The organism is Streptomyces aurantiacus, assembly GCF_001418335.1.
In the GTDB taxonomy this organism is placed as follows: domain Bacteria; phylum Actinomycetota; class Actinomycetes; order Streptomycetales; family Streptomycetaceae; genus Streptomyces; species Streptomyces aurantiacus.
On sequence record NZ_LIPP01000053.1, the window covers coordinates 22,811 to 45,179 of the forward strand.

The window sequence follows — 22,369 nt, forward strand, 5'->3', positions numbered from 1 at the left end:
GCCCCGGCCCCGGCGCCGTACGGGCCGTACCTAGGACCGCCACGCCTCGATCGGGTTGCCCAGCCAGCGGGTGTCGTCGGGAACGGATTCCGCCGCCATGACGAGGGACGCGGGTCCCAGTGTGCTGCGCGCCCCGACGGTGCTGCCGGGCAGAACGATTCCGCCCGGGCCCAGGGTGGCGCCCTCACGGAGGACCACAGTATCCGTCCGCAAGATCCGGTCGTGGAAGAGGTGGGTCTGCAGCACACAGCCACGGTTCACCGTCGCGGCGTCCCCGAGCGTCACCAGATCCGTCTCGGGCAGCCAGTAACTCTCCACCCACACGCCCTTGCCGATCCGGGCGCCAAGGCCCCGCAGCCACAGGTTCATCACCGGGGTGCCCGGCACGGACCCGGCCAGCCACGGCACGGCGACCACCTCGACGAAGGTGTCGGCCAGCTCGTTGCGCCACACGAAACCGCTCCACAGCGGGTGCTCACCGGCCCGGTGACGCCCCACGAGCAGCCACTTCGCGACCACGGACACCAGCCCCGCGGCAGCCCCGGCACCGAGCAGCACCACTCCGGCGAGCGCCCAGGCCCACACCCCCAGCGCACTCAGCGCCGCCACCGTCAGCACGGCGAGTGCCGCCGAGCAGAACACGGGCACGATCCGGCACAGCTCGACGAGCCCGCGCGCCCACAGCAGCCGCACGGGCGGGTCGTACGTGAGGCTCTGGTCGCCGCCCTGGGCCGACCGTGGCAGCTTGACCGGCGGCAGCCCCAGGTAGGAGCTGCCCTTCTTGGCCTTCTTCGGCGTCGCGGACAGCACCCCGACCAGACCGCCGTCCGGCACCGAACGGCCCGGCGCGGTCATCCCGGAGTTCCCGAGGAAGGCCCGGCGGCCGATCTCGGCCCGGCCGATCCGCATCCAGCCGCCGCCGAGCACGTACGGCGCGGTCAGCGTGTCGTCGGCCAGGAACGCGCCCTCGCCGACCGTCGTCAGGCTCGGCAGCGCGAGCACGGTCGAGACCTCGGCGCCCCGCCCGATCCGCATCCCGAGCAGCCGCAGCCACACCGGCGTGACCAGCCCGGCGTACAGCGGGAACAGCGTCTCGCGGGACCGGTCCATGAGCTGTGTGACGGTCCAGGCCTGCCAGCCGATCCTGCTGTGTGTCGGATGCGTACCGGGCCGCAGGCCGAGGCTGAGCAGCCGTACGGCGACCAGCAGGAGCAGCGCGTACGCGAGCCCGAAGGCGAGGGTCGCCGGCACCAGCGCCACGGCGGCACCCCGCAGCGCGTCACCGAGCCCGGCGTCCGGCCCGACGAAGACGCTCACCACGAGCAGCGCGGCGAGCCCCGCGACCAGCGGCAGCAGCGTCAGCGCGAACCCGGCCGCCCCGTACATCACCCGCCAGTACGTGCCTTTGCGCGGGCGCTCCTTGGGCCAGTCCCGCTTGGCCTTGCCGAGTTTGACCGCGGGTGCGCCGGCCCACCGTTGACCGGTCGGGACATGCCCGACGACGGCCGAACCGGGGGCCACCTCGGCCCGCTTGGCGACGCGAGCGCCGGGGAAGAGCATGCTCCGGGTGCCGACCACGGCGTGCGCGCCGACCTTGACCGGGCCGATCTCCAGGCGGTCGCCGTCCAGCCAGTGCCCCGACAGGTCCACCTCGGACTCCACGGCGGCGCCGCGGCCGAGCTTGAGCATGCCGGTCACGGGCGGCAGCGAGTGCAGATCGACATCGGGCCCGACCTTGGCGCCCAGCGCACGCGCGTACCGTTCCAGCCAGGACCCGGTCAGCGAGGTCGCGCCGCTGAACTCGGCGAGCCGCTCGGCGGTCCACAGCCGCAGGTGCACGCTGCCGCCGCGCGGATACCGTCCGGCCCGTACGTTGCGCAGGAGCAGCCGCGCACCGCCGGCGCCGATCGCGAGCCGCCCGGGCGGACTGAACAGCAGGACGGCCAGTGGACCGACCAGCCACCAGGAGGCGGTCGGCGCCCACGGATACGCGCCGAACCAGTGGAGCGCGTTGCCGAGCGCGGCCAGCGCCACGGTCCAGCGCAGCCCGAGCAGCGTGAACAGCGGTACGAGCACGAGCAGCTGAACCACCTTGGCGCGCGGCGGAACAGGGACGATCACGCGCTCGGCACCGTCGCCCTGCGCGGACTTCTCCAGATGCCGGGCGAGCTTCCGCAGAACCGGCTGCTGATAGATGTCGAGCACGGCGGCACTCGGATAACGGGTACGCAGCCGCGTGGTGAGCTGGGCGGCGGCGAGACTGCCACCGCCGATGGCGAAGAAGTCGTCCCGGGCGGAACCCACCGGGATGCCGAGCACCTCGCTCCACTGCTCGGCGAGCCAGGCCTCGGTCCCGTACAACTGCTCGGTGGGCCCGGCACTCTCCAACTCGGCCAGCGGCCAGGGCAGCGCGTCGCGGTCGACCTTGCCGGAGGTACGGGTAGGCAGCTCGGACACGGGAGCGAGCAACGGGACGAGGGCGGCGGGCAGTTCGGCCCGTAGCTTCTCGACGGCGGCAGCATGATCCCAGCCGCCCCCTCCGTCTGTGCCGTCCTTGAGGTCTTCCTGGAGGACGACATAGCCGACGAGGAGCTGGTTCCCGCCGCGGGCGGTACGTACGGCGGCTGCGGCGCCCGCCACCCCGGGCAGTGCCTGGAGTGCGGCGTCCACCTCGCCCAGCTCGATCCGGCGTCCGCCGAGCTTGATCTGCTCGTCGGCCCGCCCGAGGAAGATCAGCCCTTCCGGCTCCGCCGTGACCAGGTCACCGCTGCGATAGGCGCGCTCCCAGCCGAGCGACTCCAGCGGGGCGTACTTCTCGGCGTCCTTCTCCGCGTCGAGGTAGCGGGCGAGCCCGACCCCGCCGATGACGAGCTGCCCGCTGCCGCCCATCGGCACGGGCTCGCCGGCCTCGTCGACGACGGCCAGCTCCCAGCCGTCGAGCGGCAGCCCGATCCTGATCGGCTCGTCGCCGGTCAGCAACGAGGCGCACGCCACGACGGTCGCCTCGGTGGGCCCGTAGGTGTTCCACACCTCGCGCCCCTCGGTGACCAGGCGCTGTACCAGCTCGGGCGGGCAGGCCTCGCCGCCGAAGATCAGCAGCCGTACCTCGTTGAGCGCCTCCGGCTCCCACAGGGCGGCCAGCGTAGGAACGGTGGAGACGACGCTGATCTCCTGCTCGACCAGCCAGGGCCCCAGGTCGGCCCCGCCGCGCACCTGGGAGCGCGGCACGGGCACCAGGCAGGCCCCGTACCGCCAGGCCAGCCACATCTCCTCGCAGGACGCGTCGAAGGCCACGGACAGACCGGCCATGACACGGTCACCGGGCCCGATGGGGTCCTCGGTGAGGAACAGCGCGGCCTCCGCGTCCACGAAGGCGGCGGCGCTGCGGTGACTGACGGCGACACCCTTGGGCCTGCCGGTCGAACCGGAGGTGAAGATGACCCACGCGTCGTGCCCGACCCCGGGCCGCGAGGCGGGCACTTCGCTCCGCCCGTGAACAGTCAGCTCAAGCCCGTCCCCGACGACGGCCCGCACGCCGGCCTCCCCGAAGACCAACTCGGCCCGCTCGTCCGGGTCCTCGGCGTCCACCGGCACGTAGGCGGCACCGGCGGCGAGTACGCCAAGCACGGCAACGTACAACTCGTTGGTCCCGGAGGGAACCCGCACTCCCACCCGGTCCCCGAGACCCACCCCCGCATCGCTCAGCCGCCGCCGCAGGGCCTCGACCTCGACGGCCAGCGCGCGATAGCTGAGGCAGCGCCGGCCGTCGTCGAGCGCGGGCTCGTCGGGATACGCCCGCACGGAGGCGTCAAGAATGTCGACGAGGGTGCGCGGAGAGGGCGCGGAGGCCGCGGAGAACCGGGCCCGGTCACCGAACTCCGCCCGTACTGCGTCGTCGGACAGGTCGTCGGACAACGCGAGCGCGGGGCCTTGCTGGAGGGCTGCCATCAGGTCCTCACATGTCGTACCCGGAAGGACCGGGGAAGCCGACGGGCCCGCAGGTATGCCTGGGGATATTCCGCGCGACTCCGAACAAGCGAGGAATTTTAGTACGCCACAGGCCGCGGACCTGCGCCGCAACGCTGCGAACGGCCCTCGGGAGCCCGCGAATACATGATCGGCGACGCTGTGACGTGGAGGTATGTCACCCTGACGAGATATGCCCCACACATGCCGGAAACAGCGGCGCGAGAGCCGAACCCGTACAGCGGCACGGTCAGACAGAGGGGCAGGCGGAGGATCGGGAGGAGGCCGGGCGGACGTCACACATCCACGCGCGTACCGGCGTCGGTGGCGTTGTCCCGGCGGTAGCGGGCCAGTTGGCGGGAACGCCGGCGCCGGTCGATGACGAGTGCGAGTATCGGCGGCCGGGTGGGACTGTCCTTGCCGCATCCGATGGCATGCAGACGTCCGGTGACGGCGGCCTGGACGGCTGCCGCGCGCACGAGCTTCGCGCGGACCACGGACCGCGGCGGCGCGACCTCCGCGTCGTCACCGGCGAGCCAGCGCCGCGGGAGTTCGGGGTCCTGAGCGAGGGCGGTCGCCACACCGGCCAGGGCGAACCCGCGGTCGAGGACACGTTCGGCGATCGCGCCGCGGCGGATGCCGCCGGTCAGCATGAGCGGTACCGCCGCCCGACCGACCAGGCGGCCGGCGAGGTCGAGGAAGTACGCCTCGCGCTCCAGGGTGCGGTCGTCGGCGGTGTGCCCCGACGTCGCCAGCGACTCGACGCTGCCGCCGGACAACTCGACGAAGTCGACCCGGTCCCCGAGCCACTCGATGACGCGCCCGGCGTCGTCGATGTCGAATCCGCCGCGCTGGAAGTCGGCCGAGTTCAGTTTGACCGCGATGCCGAACCCGGGGCGCACGCGCGCGTGGACGGCGTCGACGATCCGCAGGAGCAGCCGCGCCCTGTTCCGCAGCGAGCCGCCCCACTCGTCGTCCCGACGATTCACCAGCGGCGACAGGAACTGCGAGAGGAGATAGCCGTGGGCCGCGTGGATCTCGACTCCGCCGAATCCGGCATCCTGCGCGAGGACCGCCGTCGTGGCGAACTGCCCGATCACCTCGTCGATGTCCGCGACGGTCATCGGCTTCGGGGTGGGGTACAGCGACGAGAGCGCGCCGAGGTCCACCCGCGTCGCGGACGGCGCCAGGGCGAGTACACCGGTGTCACGCAGGACCACACGTCCCGGATGGTTGATCTGCATCCACACCGGGGTGGTACCCGACGCCGACGCCCACCGCCGGAACGGTACGAGGTCGCTCGTCCCGTCCAGCACGACGTCGCCGGGTTGCGCGAGAGCCCGCCGGTCGACCATGACGTGCCCCGTGATCACCAGACCGGCCCCACCGGCGCCCCAGCGGCGATACAGCCGCTCGATACGCTCATCGGGCTGCTGCCCGCCGGCCGCGAGCTGCTCCTCCATGGCGGCTTTGACAATACGGTTCCGCAACGTGATCCCACTGCGCAAGGTCAGTGGACTGGCGACCGACACCATGACGACAACTCCTTCAAGCCTTGAAGTACTCGAAGAGTACTTCAAGTCTTGAACTACGTCACGGAATCTCCGCGATCTCCGCCGCCCGAGTCAGCGCGCCCGCCAGAACGGCCAGCTCCGGCGGCGAGAGCGCCGCGAAGGGGCTCAGCGCGAGCGCCTCCTCGATCACCGTCCTGCGCACCCGCGCCCCTTCCGCCGTCAGCTCAAGAACGCTCGACCGGCCGTCCTGCGGATCGCGGCGCCGCACCACGTACCCGCGGCCCTCCAACTGCTTGGCGATGAACGTCAGATTGGACGCGTTGCAGTGCAGGCGCCGCGCCATCACCCGCATCGGCGGCGCGGGCCGGTCCGGGTCGATGGCCCACAGCGCCTGCGCCGTCTGATACGTGAGCTGAAGCCGCCCCAGCACGGGCTCCAGCCGCGTGTTGGTGACCATCGAGATTTCATGCACCGCACGCACCACGCTCAGCAGATCGTCCACGTCACTCATTCTCGCCAGGGCCGTGTGCCGCGCGGCAAGGCCGAAGGCGGCCCCGGGGTGGCCGGTCCGCTCTCTTCCCGCTCATGGGTCGGCCACCCGGCGCACTCACCGGGGTCATACGCGGGAGTCGGCGGCCAGTCCTGTGAACGCCGACCAGGCGTCGCGTGAGACGGCAAGCGCCTGCTTCTGGATGTCCTTCGAGTCCCGGACGAGAACGACGCCGGGGCGGTGGGTGATCTCGATGCAGTTGTCGCCGCCGCCGCCGCTGTAGCTGCTCTTCAACCAGGTCGTTTCACTGGTGCTCATAGGGCTCCTCGCATCTGTTCCAGCAAGCTTGCCGTGGCCTGATGGCTCAAGGCCTGCGAGCGCATCTTGCCATAGCGCTGGAGCATCTGACTTGCGGCTTTTGGGTCGCTGATCAGAAGGCTACTACCGTGCCCCTCGGTGTAACCGATCCATCGGTGATCGGCTGTCTCGGCAAGGTACATATCGCCCTCGAAGCCGGCGTGTTCTTCCTGAAGCAACGGCATGACCTGGAGCTCCACGTTACGGTAGCGGCCGACTTCAAGGAGGTGTTCCACGAGCACCTTCGTCACTGCTCTGCCGCCCATCCGACGCTCCAGAACCGCCTGCTCGATGACGAAGCTGAACGTTGTGTTCGGGCGCTCACCGAGGAGTTGTTGCCTGGCCAGTCGCGCTGCCACCTGCCGTTCGGACTGCTCATCAGTGAGCGGAGGCAGATGGCGCTCAAAGAGGGCTCGGATGTACGGCTCAGGTTGGAGCAAGCCCGGAATGACCCGGCACTCATACGCGTACAGCGAGATGGCCTCCTCCTCCACCATCGCCCAGTGGCGGAACCACGACGCCAGCCCCACCTTCCGGGTCAGGCTACGCGCCGCCGCGGCCAACACCCGCGACGCGACCGCTCCCAGCGCCCCCTCCGACCGGTCCAGCAACCCCCGGGGAGGGAACCGCTTCCCCTGCTCGATCTTGGCGACGTACGCGGGCGAGTAGCCCACCAGCGGCGCCAACTGCTCCTGCGTCAGGCGGGCTTCCTCCCGCAGCACCTTGAGTACCGCGCCGAAGGTCTTGAGGCTGTCGGACAACTCCGGTTCACAGCCCCCGCCCTGCCCGGCGGTACCCCCATCGGCTCCGCCGATCCCGCCGCCCTTGTCCGCCGTCGCCATCGCAGCCGCCTTTCCTTGTGCCGTCGGGCCGCACCTGTGTGGTGGCCCAACTGGTGCCGTACGGTGTGCCGTCCGCGCTGCGCCACGGCCGACCTGACCGATGCTTACGTACAGCGACCGTCCCAGTCCAGAGCGTGAACTCGTACAGCGTGATCTGTATCAGTGCCGGACCTGCCGACGAGGCGTCGGCTCCCCGCAGGCTGACCTCCATGCAAGCCCCTCACACCCAGCCCCCCACGCCGGCCCGCACCTTCGCGCAGCGCTTCTCCGCGACCAGGCGCGGCGCTCGCCTCGCCCGGTTGCTCACGGCGCACCAGCTCACCGAGTGGGGCCACCCCCACGGCACCGAAGCCCACGACACGGTGCTCCTCGTCGTCGCCGAACTGACGGCGAACAGCGCCCTCCACGGCCGCGTCCCGGGACGGGACTTCGCCCTGTTCCTCGCCTACGACGATGAGCGGGACGACGGACGCGACGCCGACCACGGCCACGCGCCGGCTCTCATCCGCATCGAGGTGACCGACACGCACCCCGCCCTGCCGGCGCGCAGGAAGCCCGCCCCGGACGAGGACCAAGGCCGAGGCCTGCTCCTCGTCGACGCGCTCGCCACCCGCTGGGGCGTCCGCGACCGCGTGGGCCCCGGCAAGACGGTGTGGGCCGAGTGCGCCGTACGCACCACCCCGATTGGATCCCTGGACGACTCGAACGAAGGGTTCGCGTCCACCTCCACGGAGTCAACCGCGAGCGTGGGGTGAGTTCAGGCGCACGTCTCAGACAGGCGCGTACCGCCGCACAGAGGCTGTAGCGTCAGCTACTGAGCGGCGCATGTCGGCCACGCTTGTCCGAGGCGGGCCGCCGCGATCCGAATGCCCACGGAGACCTTCGCGAAGCGGGGTTCGAGCATGCGCAGGCTTGCGGAAATCGTCCGGTTGCGACCGCAGCGATCACCCAGGAAGCCGTTACGCCATAGCCTGAGGACTCACGTCGAGCCTTGCCCTGGGAGGACTTCCGCATGCCCAGAACCACCCAACTGCGCACCTACACCGTCCGTGACGGCCTGCTCGACGAGTGGGTGGAGCGGTGGCGCGAGGAAATCGTGCCGCTGCGACTGGAGTTGGGGTTCACCATCGGCGGGGCGTGGGTCGACCGCGAGCGAAACCAGTTCCTCTGGCTGATCTCCTACGACGGTCCCGAGACGTTCGCCGAGCGCAACGCGATGTACTGGGCGTCACCGGCGCGCAAGGCCATGAACCTTGCCCCTGACGACTACCTGTTGCACACCGACGACCGCACGGTGGAGGAGCGGTACTGACCGTGTGCGGTACGGACTACGAGGGGGTGAGCGGCAGCAGGTGCTCACGCCGCTCTTCCTCGCTGAGCGTCCGGAAAACCCGCCCCCGGGCGTCTGCTTCGAGGCGGCCGAAGTCGGGATCGGCGGACCACACACGGGCTGTTCCGTCGAAGGAAGCCGTGAGCAGCCTCGTGCTGTCCCGCGACCAGGCGACCGACGTCACTTTGTCCTGGTGGACGCCGACGATCGCGATCTCCTCGAAGGTGACGGAGGACCACACCCGTACGGTGCGGTCGTCGGAGCCGGTGGCGATGAGCCCGCCGTCGGGGGACCAGGCGACGGCGCGGACCCGTCCCTCATGGCCTCTGAGGATGTCGATCCGGCGTCCTGTGGCCACGTCCCACACCGCGGCGGTCCAGTCACCGGAGGCCGTCGCGACCCGGCGCTCGTCCGGCGCCCAGGCGACATCATCCACGTAGTTGTCGTGGCCGCGCAGGACGGTGAGCTGACGGCTCTCGCTGACGTCCCACAGCCGACAGGTGCGATCGTCGGAGGAACTGGCCAGCATTCGGCCGCTGGGCGACCACGCGATACGGCCGACCCAGTCCTGATGCCCGGTGAGAGTCTGGAGTTCGGTACCTGCCTGTGTCGAACGGATGCGAACAGTGCCGTCGTGCCCGCCGGTAGCGATGCGGTTGCCGTCCGGGGACCAGGCACAGGCCTCGACCACCTCGCCCCGGTGCTCGAACTGGACACTGCCCGATTCGTCCATCACACGGAAGATGCCGTCATTGGTGCTGAGAGCGAGCCGGTCGGTCCGTGGCGACCAGGCGACGCTCCACACCCGGTCGCCGAGCTGCGCCGCGCGCCCCGTGGGAGCCCCGGTGGCCGTGTCCCACAAGCGCACCGTGCCGTCGTCGGAGGCGGTGGCGAGGCGGGCTTCGTCGGCGGACCATGCTGCCTGGTTCACGGGCCCGGTGTGTCCGTGTGTGAGTACCTGCTCGGCTCCTCGTGGCCGGAGGTCCCACACGATTCCAGTGCCGTCGGTCGAACTTGTGGCGAGTCGAGCGCCGGTGGGCGACCAGGCCACTCCCCACACGGTGTCGGTGTGGCCACGCAGTACGGCCAGGACCTTCGCGTCCTCGGTGCTGACGACGCGTACGGTCTGGTCGGACGAGGCGGAGGCCAGCATCCGCCCGTCCGGGGACCAGGCAAGATTCCACACGTAGTCGGTGTGTCCGCGCAGCAGGAGCCGCAGCTCACCGCTCTGCGCGTCCCAGATGCGGGCGGTGTGGTCGCCCGATCCCGTGGCGATGGAGCATCCGTCGGGAGACCATGCGATGCCCTCGACGAAGTCCGAGTGGCCGGTCAGGGTCGTTGCGGCCGTACCTGTTTCCAGGTTCCACACGATCGCCGTCTGGTCATGAGAGGCGGAGGCGAGCCGGGTGCCGTCCGGGGACCAGGCCACGCCCCAGATGTCGTCGCGATGCCCGCGCAGTTCGTGTACGAGGGTGGCTGTTGCGGCTTCCCAGACGCGTACGACACAGTCCTTCCAGGTGGCAGCGATGTGTCTCCCGTCGGGAGACCACGCCACCTGTCTGCCGGGCTCCACCGGCCCGGTCAGCAGCCGGACAGGCTCGCCGGAGGCGGCGTTCCAGATCCGGACCACACTGTCGCGGCCCGCAGTCGCGAGGTGGGAGGAGTCGGGTGACCAGGCAACCGACTCCACCATCGCACCGTCGGAGGGAAGAACGAACAGGGGTTGGCCGGAGCCGGCGTCGAAGACCCGGGCGGTGCCGTCCCGCGACGCCGTGGCCAGCAAGTGACCGTCGGGGGACCATGCGATGTGACGGACAGTGTCCGTATGCCCGTCGAGCCGGATACGAAGATGGCTGGACGCCAGCGCAGTCATCAGGCCCCGGCGGGCCGACGGCGTCGGAGTGCACTCACCGAGTGCGGTCAGCGACAGGAGGATGGCTCGCTCCGGCTGGGTCTCCGCGCTGACGAGCACGTGCCGACCGATGCTGTCGGAGACCCGGCGAAGGAAGGCCTGATCACGTCGCTGGGAAGAATGGACGAGCGCTCGCGCCGGTGCGGAGGTCTGCCCTGCCTCCTCCAGGGCTGCCAGCCAGCCCTGTGCCAGCGACAGCCGTTCCCCGGTCAGGAGGTAGTCGTCGCTGCGTCCTGAGTGCTCCCAGTCTTCGGCCCACCGCTCCAGCTCGGCGCGTTCGCGCAGCCGCTCGACACGTGCTTCGACCTCTTGCCTCAGCGGAGCCCACCGGCGGAACAGCGCCTCGTGCGTCACCTCGGCATAGGGCTCCTGGTCGGACGGTGCGCCGCCGCCGGCGCCGGACCGCAGCAACCGCGCGTCCACGAAGGCATCCACGATATGACGTTCCCGGTCGTCGAGCTCGGACAACGGCACGCGTCGACGGGCCACTTCCTGCCCTTGGACCGTGACGAATCTGAGCAACACCCGGAGTACGACGTCGATTCCGTCCCGCGGGCCGAGATCCGCGACGGTGTGGTCCGCCTGCCGCGACAGGGCACCTGCCACACCGCCGAGGCGGCGGTACATGTCATCGGTGACCGTCTGCCCCGGCCCGGAGGCGAAGTAGAGCTCTTGCAGAAGGTAGGCGAGGAGCGGCAGGGCATCATCGGTACCCGTTTCGTCCACAATCGTGTCGACCACGCCAGGAGCGAACGAGAGATCCACCAGCGCTCCGGGACGCTCCACCACCTGAGCCAACTGACCTCTGCTCAACGTTCCGATGGCGATGGGGTGCTGGAAGACCTCGGCGTGCCCGGTGCCGAGCAGTCGGCCCAGGAAGTCGACGCGGAGCGTGGCCAGTACGTGGATGGCGGAATCCTGCTCCACGCAGGAACGGAGCGCTTCGAGGAACTGGGCCCGCTCACGTTCACCGGCGAGAGTGACCACTTCCTCGAACTGGTCGATCACGAGCAACGTCCGACGGAACCGGCCGTCGCGCAACCGCGACAACTCCGAACCGAGGGCGCCCGATCCCTGGCGCAGACGCCGCAGGACAGCGCTCACCGGTTCCTGCCCTCCACCCGCAGCCACGATGGCAGAAGCCAGGGCGCCGAGAGGGTTGGGCCCGGGGGAGAAGGCAGGCAGGACCGTCCAGCGCCGACCCCGAAGCCGTGGCATCACACCTGCTCTGACCAACGAGGATTTGCCACTGCCGGACGCTCCGACGAGGACCAGGAATCGGTCGGCGGGCCGCTGCGACGAGGTGTGCAGCCTGCGCGTCAACTCGGCTGCCTGAGCCTCCCGACCGAAGAAGACCGCCGCCTCGTCCTCCACGAAGGCGTCAAGGCCCGGGTAGGGCACCCGATCACGCGCCCATTCCACCGGCGGCGGTGCCGGATTCTCCAGCCGATACACGACCACCTGCCCGACCACCATGGCGACGATCAGCAGACCGATGGCCGGTACGGACGCCTGCTGAATCGCCTGTAACAGCCAGGGCGCGTCGTCCGTACCGGTGGCGTAGTTGGTGGCGATGCCGAGCAGGCTCGCGACAAGCACCAGCATGATCTGCAGCGCAAGCTGCATACGATGCCTCACGAAGCAGTCACCGATGCGTCGCCGTTTCCCCGCAGCACCACACTCTCCTCAAAGCCGCCGCAAAACATCATCGACCGTGGCGAAGTGGATCTCAACAGCATGTGACAGAACAAGCCATGGACCTCAGCGTTTGCAACCACCCAACCGAATACCGTGATTCCAGGAGTTGCTCCGGTGCTTCGGCCCCGTCTTGCACACCGCGTGTCGTAAACGAGGACGAGACTTACGACATCCACTTGTCCACCTAACCGACCATCTACGACGCCCACCAACTGGCCGGCCCCAACCCGGGCTTGCCGCGGACCTGTTCGACACTCAACGTTTGCCTGCCGGTCCAAGGCACCGGCGACGACGCTGGTCATCACGGCCGTGAACTGATCGGCTCGAATTTCGCCCTGGAAAACTACAACTGCTTGTCGCGCTCCTCGTGACGGTCGGCAAGAAACGAGGCTGGACACATGGGCAGGAGCTGGCCTGTGCTCTTCGCGGTCAACGTGGTGCTCGGGATCCCGGGCATCGTGCCGATCTGGCTGGTGTACTACTTCGCTGCGAACTGGCCCCTGGCCGGACTCGGCCTCGCCGGCAGGAATCCCACGGAGAATGACGGTGTCCTGCCCTGGCTGCTGCTCGGCGGGCCGGTGCTCACACTGTTCTTCCTCATGTGGTGGCTGGCCAACCTGCCGCTCCGACGCCGCACGCTCCTGGCGCCGGGGACCTACTGGCTGCTGAGCGTCGCGGCCACCACTCTGCCCACGCTCGCCCTCATCACCCTCGGCGTCATCCTCTAGATGATCAATCCCGAGGGGTCGGCGATCGTAGGCGGCCTGCGTTCAGCGGGTGTCACCTTTCCCGCCGGTCGTCCGCGTGGGCGCGCACCAACGTGACGTCCGTTTCCTGCCGGCAACCGCCCGTGCGTCGATTCAGCATGGGCCCATGACCAGATACACCGTGCTCCCCGTTGACGCGGCCGTCCTGAAGGAACTGCGGGTTCTCGACGACGCGGGCCGTCCCTGCGCCCCGTACATCGCGACCGGCGACGACGTGGGCTCTCCGCTGCGCTGCTGTCTGCGCCCCATTACGCTCGGCGAACGGATCGCCCTTGCTTCGTACGCCCCGTTGCGCCGCTGGGCCGCCGCGAGGGGCGCAGATCCGGGCGCGTACGACGAACAGGGCCCCGTCTTCATCCATGCCGACGACTGCGGCGGGTTCACCCCCGGTGAGAACTACCCCTTCGCTCGGCCGGGAGCCCTGCGTACCGTGCGCCGCTATGACGCCCGGGGCCATATCGTGGGCGGCCGTCTTCTGGCGATTCCGGCCGACGCCACGGCCGGCTTCGATGCGGCCTTCGACGATGCGTTCAACGATCCGGACGTGGTGCTCGTACACGTCAGGGCAGTGGAATACGGATGCTTCCACTTCGAGGTGCGTGGTGGGCCACGCCACGGCCCCGGAAAAGCAAGAAACCCCTGATCAACAGGGGTCTCAGTTGGTGTCCGAGGGGGGACTTGAACCCCCACGCCCGATAAAGGGCACTAGCACCTCAAGCTAGCGCGTCTGCCATTCCGCCACCCGGACCAGGTGCCTGTCGCGCGGGGTTCCCCTCGCGGCGACGAAGGAAACATTACCAGGCTTTCGAGAGCCCCCGATCACCGGCCGGCGGGGCGTGAACGGCGTGTGACGGGCGTGGTCCGGCCTTGGGCGGGGAGGACCGTAGAGGGAGGATGAGAGGGACCACCAGCAGTGACAGTGGGAGGAAGCAGCGTGAGCGAGCAGGACACGACCAGGAGCATCAAGGGTGAGGACGAGGTCGTCGACCTCTGCCGCGAGCTGATCCGGATCGATACGAGCAACTACGGCGACCACTCGGGCCCCGGTGAGCGCAAGGCCGCCGAGTACGTCGCGGAGAAGCTCGCCGAGGTGGGTCTCGAACCGGAGATCTTCGAGTCGCACCAGGGCCGCGCCTCGACGGTGGTCAGGATCGAGGGCGAGGACCGCTCGCGGCCCGGACTGCTCATCCACGGCCACACCGACGTCGTACCGGCGAACGCCCAGGACTGGACGCACCACCCGTTCTCCGGCGAGATCGCCGACGGGTGTGTGTGGGGCCGTGGCGCGGTCGACATGAAGGACATGGACGCGATGACCCTCGCGGTCGTACGCGACCGGGTGCGCAGCGGTCGCAAACCTCCCCGGGACCTCGTGCTGGCTTTCCTGGCCGACGAGGAGGCAGGCGGCACGTTCGGCGCCAAGTACCTCGTCGACAAGCGCCCCGACCTCTTCGAAGGGGTGACGGAGGCGATCGGCGAGGTCGGCGGGTTCTCCTTCACGGTCAACGAGAAACTGCGGCTGTATCTGGTGGAGACCGCCCAGAAGGGCATGCACTGGATGAAGCTGACCGTGGACGGCACCGCCGGGCACGGTTCGATGATCCACCGGGACAACGCGATCACCGAGCTGTCCGAGGCGGTCGGGCGGCTCGGCCGGCACAAGTTCCCCGTACGCGTGACGAAGACGCTGCGGCACTTCCTGGACGAGCTCGGCGACGCCCTCGGCACCGAGCTGGACCCGGAGAACATGGACGCGACGCTGGCCAAGCTCGGCGGTATCGCCAAGCTCATCGGCGCCTCACTGCAGAACACCGCCAACCCGACCCAGCTCGGCGCCGGCTACAAGGTGAACGTGATCCCCGGCCAGGCCACCGCGCACGTCGACGGCCGCTACCTGCCGGGCTACGAGGAGGAGTTCCTCGCCGACCTGGACCGGATCCTCGGCCCGCAGGTGCGGCGCGAGGACGTGCACGCGGACAAGGCCCTGGAGACCACCTTCGACGGTGCCCTCGTGGACGCCATGCAGATCGCGCTCTCGGCCGAGGACCCGATCGCCCGAGCCGTCCCCTACATGCTCTCCGCCGGCACCGACGCCAAGTCCTTCGACGACCTCGGCATCCGCTGCTTCGGCTTCGCCCCGCTGAAGCTGCCGCCGGAGCTGGACTTCGCCGGGATGTTCCACGGCGTCGACGAGCGGGTGCCCGTCGACGCCCTGCAATTCGGCGTGCGCGTGCTCGACCGCTTCATCGAGGCCTCATGAAGCCGGCCCTCCCGTAATCGCCAGCGCGTACGGAGTCGACTGAGAAGAGTGAATGCGCTCATAAGCTCGTAGCCCTATTACTCCCTCCTCGTTACTGATGATGTGATCCGCGGCTGGGATCACATTTACCAACCAGGAGGAATAATGATCAAGAAGATCGTCGCCGCTGTGGCTGCCACGGGTGGCCTCGTTCTCGCCGGCGCGGGTGTTGCGGCTGCCGATGCCGGTGCTCAGGGTGCTGCCCTGCACTCTCCCGGCGTGCTCTCGGGCAACGTCGTCCAGGCGCCCATCCACGTGCCGGTGAACGCCTGTGGCAACACGATCTCTGTGATCGGTGTGCTGAACCCCGCCTTCGGCAACACCTGCGTCAACGCCTGACGTTGTGCTCATCTCATGAGGGCCTGCCCCAAGGAGGGCCTGCCCCCATGAGGTTCTGAGTCCGCGGCCCCGGAGCGCGCGCCATGCGCTCCGGGGCCGCCGACATTCCGTACGGCTTACGAGGCAGGGAAAAGCTATGCGACAGGTCACCCGCAAAGGCCTGATGACAGTGGCGGCCGCGACCGGTGTCCTCGCGGCCACCGGCGGTTACGCGCACGCCGACTCGGGGGCGCACGGCACCACCTCGGGCTCCCCGGGCGTACTCTCCGGGAACTCGGTGGAGGCGCCGGTCAACGTGCCGGTCAACGTCTGCGGCAACACCGTCAACGTGATCGGGCTGCTCAACCCGGCGGTCGGCAACGAGTGTGCCAACAAAGGCGCCGGCAAGGGGGGCGGCTCCGGCCGCCACGGATCGGGCGGGGGATCGCGGGCCGGCGGGCACACCGACGACTCGTCCGGCGTGGCCTCCGGCAACCATGTGCAGATCCCGGTGGACGTGCCGGTCAACGTCTGTGGCAACAGCATCTCCGTCGGCGGTGTCGGCAACGCGGCCACGGGCAACGCCTGCGGGAACGCCGGCGGCGGGCATGGGGCGACACCCCCCGGCGGCGGCGAGGAGCCGAACCCTCCGGGCGGGCCGGGAGAACCCGGCCGGCCGGGCCGGCCAAATCAGCCGGGCCGGCCAAATCAGCCGGGCCGGCCAAATCAGCCGGGCCAGCCAAATCTGCCAGGTCAGCCAGGTCAGCCAGGTCAGCCGGGTCAGCCGGGTCAGCCGGGCGAACAGGGTCGGCCCGGTGGGAGTACCGGGAGCGGAAACGCGGGTGGCTCGCACGCGAACGACGCGGGAACCCAGGCCGTCGGCCAGTCCGACGGCTTCGCGTATCTCGCACGGACCGGCAGCGGCCTGCCGCTCGGCCTCGCGCTGCCGGTGGGTGCGGGCTCGCTTCTGGCGGGCGCCGTGCTCTACCGCAAGGCGCGTGCCACAGCGTGAGTCGGCGACGCCATAACTACCCAAATCGGGCGATGGTGTGACAAATAACCATGGAGTGAAGAGCTTCGCCCTCGCGGCAGGTCGACAGGTCGAACGGAGCGGGCCCGCACACGCGGAGCCCACCCCGTTTCAGCCGTCCCGCGTCACCAGGTGGCCCGCACCTGGCGGATGATCCGTCGGCGCAACCGCACCCTGCGGCTGCCGTCGGTGTGCAGGCTGAGGCGGTCCAACTCCCAGTGTCCGTACTCCGCATGGTCCGTCAGCAGGCGCGTTGCTTCCTTGCGGGAGACCCCGCGCGGCACATACACGTTGACAAATTCGTATTCCGGCATCGCATCTATTGTGCGTGCGGAGGCCCTGTACGGATAGCGTCTGCACTATGTCTGATGCTGCGCAGCCCACCGCTGCCGAGGTACGAGCCGCCGCCGAGGCGGTCAAGACCGCGCTCGACCGCCACCTGGCGGCGGTCGAGCGCAGGTCGGGTGAGGACGACCCGGCCGTCTACGAGGCGTTCAACGAGTTGGCGGCGGCCGCCGAGGAGTACGACGAGCTCCTCTACGACCGCTACGACGAGGTCACCCCCTTCGAGATCCCCGGCTCGGACGACTCCCTGCCGCCGTACACCGGGCCGGAGGAGCCCAACGCGCTGAGCGTGCTGATCCGCCGGGACTACGTGGTGGTGGAGCCGCAGCGGCTGCTGGCACAGGCCCAGCGGGTCGAGGCCGTGGAGGAGTCCGGGGCCGTGACGGCGGGCTTCGACGCCGCGTCCGGGACCGTGCACGGTGCGCTCGGTGTCCTCTTCGGCGAGTTCGAGGCCGACGAGATCGCCTCCCGGCACAAGGAGTTCGGCCTGGAGGAGGGCGACTCGACGCTGTGGGTGACCGCATCGGACGAACCGGCAGAGCCGGGGGAGTGGCTGGAGGCCCCGTTCGACCAGGCCGACACTCACCAGGTGGTGTGCCGCTTCGACGTCAGCGCGGTCTTCGACGACGATGCCGATGACGACATCGATGACGACATCGAGGCTGGGACCCTGGCAGAGATCGGGGTGGAGGACGCCGTCGGGCCGGAACGCGGAGGCCGGCGCGGCGAGGACGCGGACCGGGCGGCGCAGGACGCGGATCGCTGACGGATCACCGGTACCTATGGCCCGCAGGTCACCTGCGGGCCGCTGGGGCCTGTGGTCCGCTGAGACCTACGGTGGCGGGCGTCGGGCCGATGAGCCCGGTGCCCGCCACCGGCGCGTTCGCGGCGGCGGAACTCCGCCGGTACGGCCGCCGCGGTACGGCCGCTCCGGTACGGGGCTCAGCCCGACGCCGGTACCTGGGCCGTGAGCAGGGCCGGCAGCCTGGTCGTACGGGGCTTCGCGGCGACCTCCGCCACCGCACGCGGCAGCGCCTGCTCCACGCCGTGGACCACGGAGAGATGCCGGTCGGCGCGGCCGAAGGCGGTGTAGACCCAGGGCCTGGACAGCGCCTGCGCGGCATCGCCGGGCAGCACCACGACCGCGGCGGGCCAGCGGACCCCGACGGCCTGGTGAGCGGTGAGCGCCCAGCCGTGCCGCACCGTCTGCTCCACCCGTTCCTTCGGCACGACGACGGGCGTGCCCGCGCAGTCCAGGTGCAGCCCGGCCGCGTCGGCCTTCACGACGTGGCCCGGGACCGAACGGCCCGGCGTGGCGGAGTACGCGATCCGGTCGCCCGGGTCGAAGCCGCCGAAGCGGCCGGGGCCCGGGTTGAGCCGCTCCTTCAGCGCCGCGTTGAGCACACGGGTGCCCGCGGCGCCGCCGTGGCCCGTAGTGATCACCTGGGTCTGCTCGGCCGGGATGCCGATCGCGCGCGGCACAGAGTCGGCGACCAGCTGCACGGTGCGGTGGACCGCCTCCCCGGCGTCGCGCACCGGGATGATCACCACTTCCTTGCCGGGGGCCTCCACCTGGTTCAGCTCGCCGATGCCGATGCCCGAGACCAGTTCGCCGACGGGGCCCGGGTCCGGGGTCCGTGAGGCGACCTGTGGGCACACCCGCGCGGCGAGCAGATCCGCGAAGACCCGCCCGGGGCCCGCCGACCACAGCACACCGGGGTCTCCGCTCAGCACCAGCCGGGCACCGTCGGGCAGCGACTCCGCGAGCATCGCCGCGCTCTCGATGTCGAGCTGCGGCGCGTCGAGCACGATCAGGAGATCGGTCAGGAGCATGCCGTCCCGGTCCCGCCCCGGGCCCTCCTCACCGGAGAGCAGACCGGCGACGGTGGCCACGACCGCCGCCGCGTCCTGAGGCTCCTGCGAGTCCTTCAGTTCCTGGGACTTCCGCGCTGTCGCGAGCAGATCGGTGAAGCGGCGGCGGCCGTCCGGATGGTGGGCGGCGACGCATACCCGCAGACCCAGCGAACGGGCCGCCGCCACCAGCGACGCGGGCTCCGCGCGGGACGCCTCGCCGCCGGTGTGCAGGACGAGGCCGTGGCCCGCGACCGCCCGGATCAGCTCGGTGGCCGAGCCCGTCGCGACCGGCTCCCAGGCCGTCGCCGAACCGTCCGCCTCCGCCTTGGACAGGGCGTTGACCACGCGGGCGAGCCCGTCGGCGAGGCTCTCCTCGGCGAGCGCGTACCGCTCCAGACCGATGAGGACGCGCACCGGACGAGGTTCCTCGCCCTCGGCGCTCTCGGCATCCTCGCCGCCCTCCCCGGCTTCGCCGGCCGCCCCCTCGGACCGTCGTGGAGCCGACGGCGTACCGGGCTCGTCCAGCGCGTCCTGGAAGACCAGGGCGTCACCCTCCGCCAGAGCGCTCTGCACGGCGGCGTCGGGGTCGGGCACCGAGCGCTGCGTGAGAGCGGCGTGGAGTGCCGGGGCCTCCAGGGCGGTGTGTCCCGCCAGCGCCGCCTGTTCGAGGAGCCACACCGTGACCGCGCGGCCCCGCCGCTCGTCGTCCGGCCCGCACTCCGCGCCGAGGAGGGCCCGCGCGAACCCGTCGGCCTGCTCGGGCCGCACCCCTGCCACCTGAAGCAACTGCCAGGGGTCGTCGCGCAGTTGACCGTCCGCTCCCTCGCCGAGGGTGGCGGCGGCCTGCGGTGCCAACGCCTCGGGGGCGCCACCCCTGACGAGCACGGCGCGCACCGCGTCGACGGACTCGGCGGCCATCGACGCGGGGGCTCCGGAAGGAACGGGCTGCGGGCGCCGCACCGGCTCCGGCGCGGCCCTGCGCGGCGCGGGCTCCGGGTCGCTGAAGACGCTCGCCGGGGGTTTCTCCCCGCTCTCCACCGCCCGGACGGCCGCGAGCAGATCGGCCGCCTTCCCGCTCAGCCCTGTCCCGGCGACGACCGGTCCGTCCTTCTCCGCCTTCCGCCGCTCGATCCGCTCCCGCAGCTCCCGCTGCGCGGCCAACTCGGCTTGGGCCTCGGACAACTGGACCGCACCCCCGGCCTCGGAGCCGGCCTCGGACCCGGCCTCGGACCCCGATTCGGAACCGGGCGCGGACCCCGATTCGGGTTCAGTCCCGGAATCGGACCCGGAATCGGACTCGGATTCGGGACCGGCGTCCGGCGTCCCCGGCTCGGCTTCCTCCGCGGCGGCAGACGGCTCCGTGGTCACAGCGTGCTCCAGTCGTGATCGGGATAGTGGTGCACGGGCGCGGACACGTCGTCGAGCGCTCGGCAGATCTCGTCAGGAAGACTAAGGGTCTCCACTGACAACGCGGCCGTGAGCTGGAGCGCGTTGCGCGCGCCGATGATGGGGGCGGCCACCCCGGGCCGGTCGCGGACCCAGGCGAGCGCCACCTGGAGCGGGGTCACCGCGAGGCCGTCCGCGGCCGTCGCCACCGCTTCCACGACGCGGCTCGCCGCGTCGTCCAGATACGGCGCGACGAACGCCGCCAGCTGCTCCGAGGCACCCCGCGAGTCCGCGGGTGTCGCGTGCCGGTACTTGCCCGTCAGGACGCCCCGGCCCAGCGGGGAGGACGGCAGCAGACCGATGCCCAGGTCCAGCGCCGCGGGCAGCACCTCGCGCTCGACGCCGCGCTGCAGCAGTGAGTACTCCATCTGCGTGCTGGCCAGCCGCGTACGTATCCCGGGGGCCGCGAGCTGCCAGGTCGCCGCCTTCGCGAGCTGCCAGCCGCAGAAGTTCGACACCCCGGCATACCGTGCCCGGCCGCTGCTGACAGCGATGTCCAGGGCCTGGAGGGTCTCCTCCAGCGGTGCGTCCGCGTCGAAGGCGTGGATCTGCCACAGGTCCACGTAGTCCGTGCCGAGCCGGGCCAGCGAGGCGTCGAGGGCGGACAGCAGGTGCCCCCGCGAGCCGTCGAAACGCCGGTCCGGGTCGGGCACGCTGCCCGCCTTGGTGGAGATGACGAGGTCCCGGCGCGGGACCAGCCCCTCCATGAGCTGTCCGAGCAGATACTCGGCCTCCCCGTCCCCGTACACGTCGGCCGTGTCGACGAGGCTGCCGCCCGCCTCCCAGAACGTCTTCAACAGGTCCGCGGCGTCGTGTTCGTCGGTGTCTCTGCCCCAGGTGAGGGTGCCGAGCCCGATGCGGGACACGCGCAGGCCGGTACGGCCGAGATGCCTCTGCTCCATGAGGGCTGAGATTACTGGCCGGAAGTCGGCGCGTGGGGTCCTGTGGACAACGGTCCTGTTGACAACCTGGATCACCTGACCCCGTACCCGGGTTCACCTGACCCCGTGTCCGGTCTCACCCGAGCCCGCACCCGGGTCCCTGCCGCTCGGCGCGGCGGCGCGCTAGGGTGCCGGGCAAGGGACGTTACTGATCAGTAAGGGGATCGGCCATGCAGCTCGGGATCAACCTCGGCTACTGGGGTGCCGGAATGGACGCGGACAACCTCGCCGTGGCCAAGGAGGCCGACCGCCTCGGGTACGCGGTCTGCTGGGCCGCCGAGGCGTACGGATCGGACGCGGCCACCGTGCTGACCTGGGTCGCCGCCCAGACCGAGCGCATCGACGTCGGCTCGGCCATCTTCCAGATCCCGGCCCGCCAGCCCGCGATGACCGCGATGACCGCCGCCACCCTGGACTCGCTCTCCGGCGGCCGTTTCCGGCTCGGCCTCGGTGTCTCGGGACCGCAGGTCTCCGAGGGCTGGTACGGCGTCAAGTTCGACAAGCCGCTGGCCCGCACCCGCGAGTACGTCGAGATCGTGCGCAAGGCCATGACCCGCGAGCGCCTGTCGTACGAGGGCACGCACTGGACCCTGCCGCTGCCGGGCGGCCCGGGCAAGCCGCTCAAGCTGACCGTGCACCCGGAGCGCGAGCACATCCCGCTCTACATCGCCGCGATCGGCCCGAAGAACCTGGAGCAGACCGGCGAGATCGCCGACGGCGCCCTGCTGATCTTCCCGTCCGCGGACCACCTGGAGGACACCGCGCTCAGGCATCTGCGCGCGGGCCGCGAGAAGGCCGGGCTGACCATGGACGGCTTCGACGTCTGCCCGACGCTGCCGCTGGCACTCGGCGAGGACAAGGACGTACCGGCGCTGGCCGACATGTTCCGCCCGTACACCGCTCTCTACGTGGGCGGCATGGGCAGCCGCAAGCAGAACTTCTACAACCAGCTCGCCCAGCGCATGGGGTACGAGAAGGAGGCCGCCGAGATCCAGGACAAGTACCTGGCAGGCGACAAGGAGGACGCGGCTGCCGCCGTCCCGCACCAGCTCATCGACCAGACCACGCTGCTCGGCTCCGTGGACCGCATCGCCGACCGGATGCAGGCCTACGCGGCCGCCGGCGTCACCACGCTCACGCTGGCCCCCGCCGGCTTCACCCTGGACGACCGGATCGCCTCGCTGCGGGCCGGGTCCGAAGCCCTGGAGCGGGCCCGACTGGCGTAACCGCGCGGGCGGGGCGGGACGGGCGGGAGAGTTC

General features: G+C 70.6%; 18 protein-coding genes and 1 tRNA gene. 9 read left to right on the forward strand and 10 right to left on the reverse strand.

Features of this window, described 5'->3' with window-relative positions:
- Positions 1-30: 30 nt before the first annotated feature.
- The 5 genes from AOK01_RS08315 to AOK01_RS08335 all read right to left on the reverse strand — a co-directional run bounded on the left by AOK01_RS08315 (position 31) and on the right by AOK01_RS08335 (position 7,169).
- Positions 31-3,948, reverse strand: a complete 3,918-nt coding sequence (locus tag AOK01_RS08315; RefSeq protein ID WP_055510032.1) for a Pls/PosA family non-ribosomal peptide synthetase — start codon at positions 3,946-3,948, stop codon at positions 31-33.
- 314 nt (positions 3,949-4,262) lie between these two features.
- Positions 4,263-5,501 carry an oxidoreductase gene (locus AOK01_RS08320; protein WP_055510034.1) on the reverse strand — a complete coding sequence of 413 codons (1,239 nt, stop codon included), beginning with the start codon at positions 5,499-5,501 and terminating at the stop codon, positions 4,263-4,265.
- 58 nt (positions 5,502-5,559) lie between these two features.
- On the reverse strand, positions 5,560-5,982 hold the full coding sequence (locus AOK01_RS08325) for a MarR family winged helix-turn-helix transcriptional regulator (RefSeq protein WP_245702164.1): 423 nt from the start codon (positions 5,980-5,982) through the stop codon (positions 5,560-5,562).
- Positions 5,983-6,096: 114 nt separating this feature from the next.
- Positions 6,097-6,288: a DUF397 domain-containing protein gene (locus AOK01_RS08330; protein WP_055510038.1), complete on the reverse strand. Its 192-nt coding sequence runs from the start codon at positions 6,286-6,288 to the stop codon at positions 6,097-6,099.
- Complete coding sequence (locus AOK01_RS08335; RefSeq protein WP_079103258.1) at positions 6,285-7,169, reverse strand: helix-turn-helix domain-containing protein; 885 nt, start codon at positions 7,167-7,169, stop codon at positions 6,285-6,287. The genes AOK01_RS08330 and AOK01_RS08335 overlap by 4 nt, the downstream gene beginning before the upstream one ends.
- A gap of 209 nt (positions 7,170-7,378) precedes the next feature.
- On the opposite strand from AOK01_RS08335, the gene AOK01_RS08340 reads away from it, so the two are divergent.
- Both AOK01_RS08340 and AOK01_RS08345 read left to right on the forward strand, forming a co-directional pair.
- On the forward strand, positions 7,379-7,924 hold the full coding sequence (locus tag AOK01_RS08340; RefSeq protein WP_063792749.1) for an ATP-binding protein: 546 nt from the start codon (positions 7,379-7,381) through the stop codon (positions 7,922-7,924).
- A gap of 257 nt (positions 7,925-8,181) precedes the next feature.
- Positions 8,182-8,481, forward strand: coding sequence for an NIPSNAP family protein (locus tag AOK01_RS08345; RefSeq protein ID WP_055510040.1), 300 nt, complete (start codon positions 8,182-8,184; stop codon positions 8,479-8,481).
- A 16-nt stretch (positions 8,482-8,497) separates the two neighbouring features.
- On the opposite strand, the gene AOK01_RS08350 is transcribed toward AOK01_RS08345, so the two are convergent.
- Positions 8,498-12,037, reverse strand: a complete 3,540-nt coding sequence (locus AOK01_RS08350) for a WD40 repeat domain-containing protein (RefSeq protein ID WP_055510042.1) — start codon at positions 12,035-12,037, stop codon at positions 8,498-8,500.
- Between the two features lie 470 nt (positions 12,038-12,507).
- Between AOK01_RS08350 and AOK01_RS08355 the strand changes: the two genes are divergently transcribed.
- A complete protein-coding gene (locus AOK01_RS08355) occupies positions 12,508-12,837 on the forward strand; it encodes a hypothetical protein (protein WP_055510044.1) in 330 nt (109 codons plus the stop codon).
- 145 nt (positions 12,838-12,982) lie between these two features.
- Positions 12,983-13,519, forward strand: coding sequence for a DUF1203 domain-containing protein (locus tag AOK01_RS08360; RefSeq protein ID WP_055510045.1), 537 nt, complete (start codon positions 12,983-12,985; stop codon positions 13,517-13,519).
- A gap of 17 nt (positions 13,520-13,536) precedes the next feature.
- Here the strand turns inward: AOK01_RS08360 and AOK01_RS08365 are convergent.
- Positions 13,537-13,624: transfer RNA gene (locus AOK01_RS08365), tRNA-Leu, on the reverse strand.
- Positions 13,625-13,810: 186 nt separating this feature from the next.
- Here AOK01_RS08365 and AOK01_RS08370 point away from each other — a divergent pair.
- From AOK01_RS08370 to AOK01_RS08380, 3 genes are all read left to right on the forward strand, one after another.
- Positions 13,811-15,136, forward strand: coding sequence for a M20/M25/M40 family metallo-hydrolase (locus AOK01_RS08370; protein ID WP_055510047.1), 1,326 nt, complete (start codon positions 13,811-13,813; stop codon positions 15,134-15,136).
- Positions 15,137-15,280: 144 nt separating this feature from the next.
- Complete coding sequence (locus AOK01_RS08375; RefSeq protein WP_055510049.1) at positions 15,281-15,514, forward strand: chaplin; 234 nt, start codon at positions 15,281-15,283, stop codon at positions 15,512-15,514.
- Positions 15,515-15,650: 136 nt separating this feature from the next.
- Complete coding sequence (locus AOK01_RS08380; RefSeq protein WP_055510051.1) at positions 15,651-16,505, forward strand: chaplin; 855 nt, start codon at positions 15,651-15,653, stop codon at positions 16,503-16,505.
- 143 nt (positions 16,506-16,648) lie between these two features.
- Here AOK01_RS08380 and AOK01_RS08385 read toward each other — a convergent pair whose 3' ends face one another.
- Positions 16,649-16,837 (reverse strand): DUF5703 family protein, encoded by a 189-nt coding sequence (locus AOK01_RS08385; protein WP_055510053.1) that lies wholly within the window; start codon positions 16,835-16,837, stop codon positions 16,649-16,651.
- A 47-nt stretch (positions 16,838-16,884) separates the two neighbouring features.
- Here AOK01_RS08385 and AOK01_RS08390 point away from each other — a divergent pair, with 47 nt between their 5' ends.
- Positions 16,885-17,634, forward strand: coding sequence for a hypothetical protein (locus tag AOK01_RS08390; RefSeq protein WP_055510055.1), 750 nt, complete (start codon positions 16,885-16,887; stop codon positions 17,632-17,634).
- A 176-nt stretch (positions 17,635-17,810) separates the two neighbouring features.
- Here the strand turns inward: AOK01_RS08390 and AOK01_RS08395 are convergent, their stop codons facing one another.
- Both AOK01_RS08395 and AOK01_RS08400 read right to left on the reverse strand, forming a co-directional pair.
- Positions 17,811-20,090: a helix-hairpin-helix domain-containing protein gene (locus AOK01_RS08395; protein WP_055510057.1), complete on the reverse strand. Its 2,280-nt coding sequence runs from the start codon at positions 20,088-20,090 to the stop codon at positions 17,811-17,813.
- The gene (locus AOK01_RS08400) at positions 20,087-21,070 is read right to left on the reverse strand and encodes an aldo/keto reductase (RefSeq protein WP_055510059.1); all 984 of its coding nucleotides are present in this window, start codon (positions 21,068-21,070) and stop codon (positions 20,087-20,089) included. Before AOK01_RS08400 ends, AOK01_RS08395 begins: the two co-directional genes overlap by 4 nt.
- A gap of 209 nt (positions 21,071-21,279) precedes the next feature.
- Between AOK01_RS08400 and AOK01_RS08405 the strand changes: the two genes are divergently transcribed.
- Positions 21,280-22,335, forward strand: coding sequence for an LLM class F420-dependent oxidoreductase (locus tag AOK01_RS08405; protein WP_055510062.1), 1,056 nt, complete (start codon positions 21,280-21,282; stop codon positions 22,333-22,335).
- The last annotated feature ends 34 nt before the right edge of the window (positions 22,336-22,369 follow it).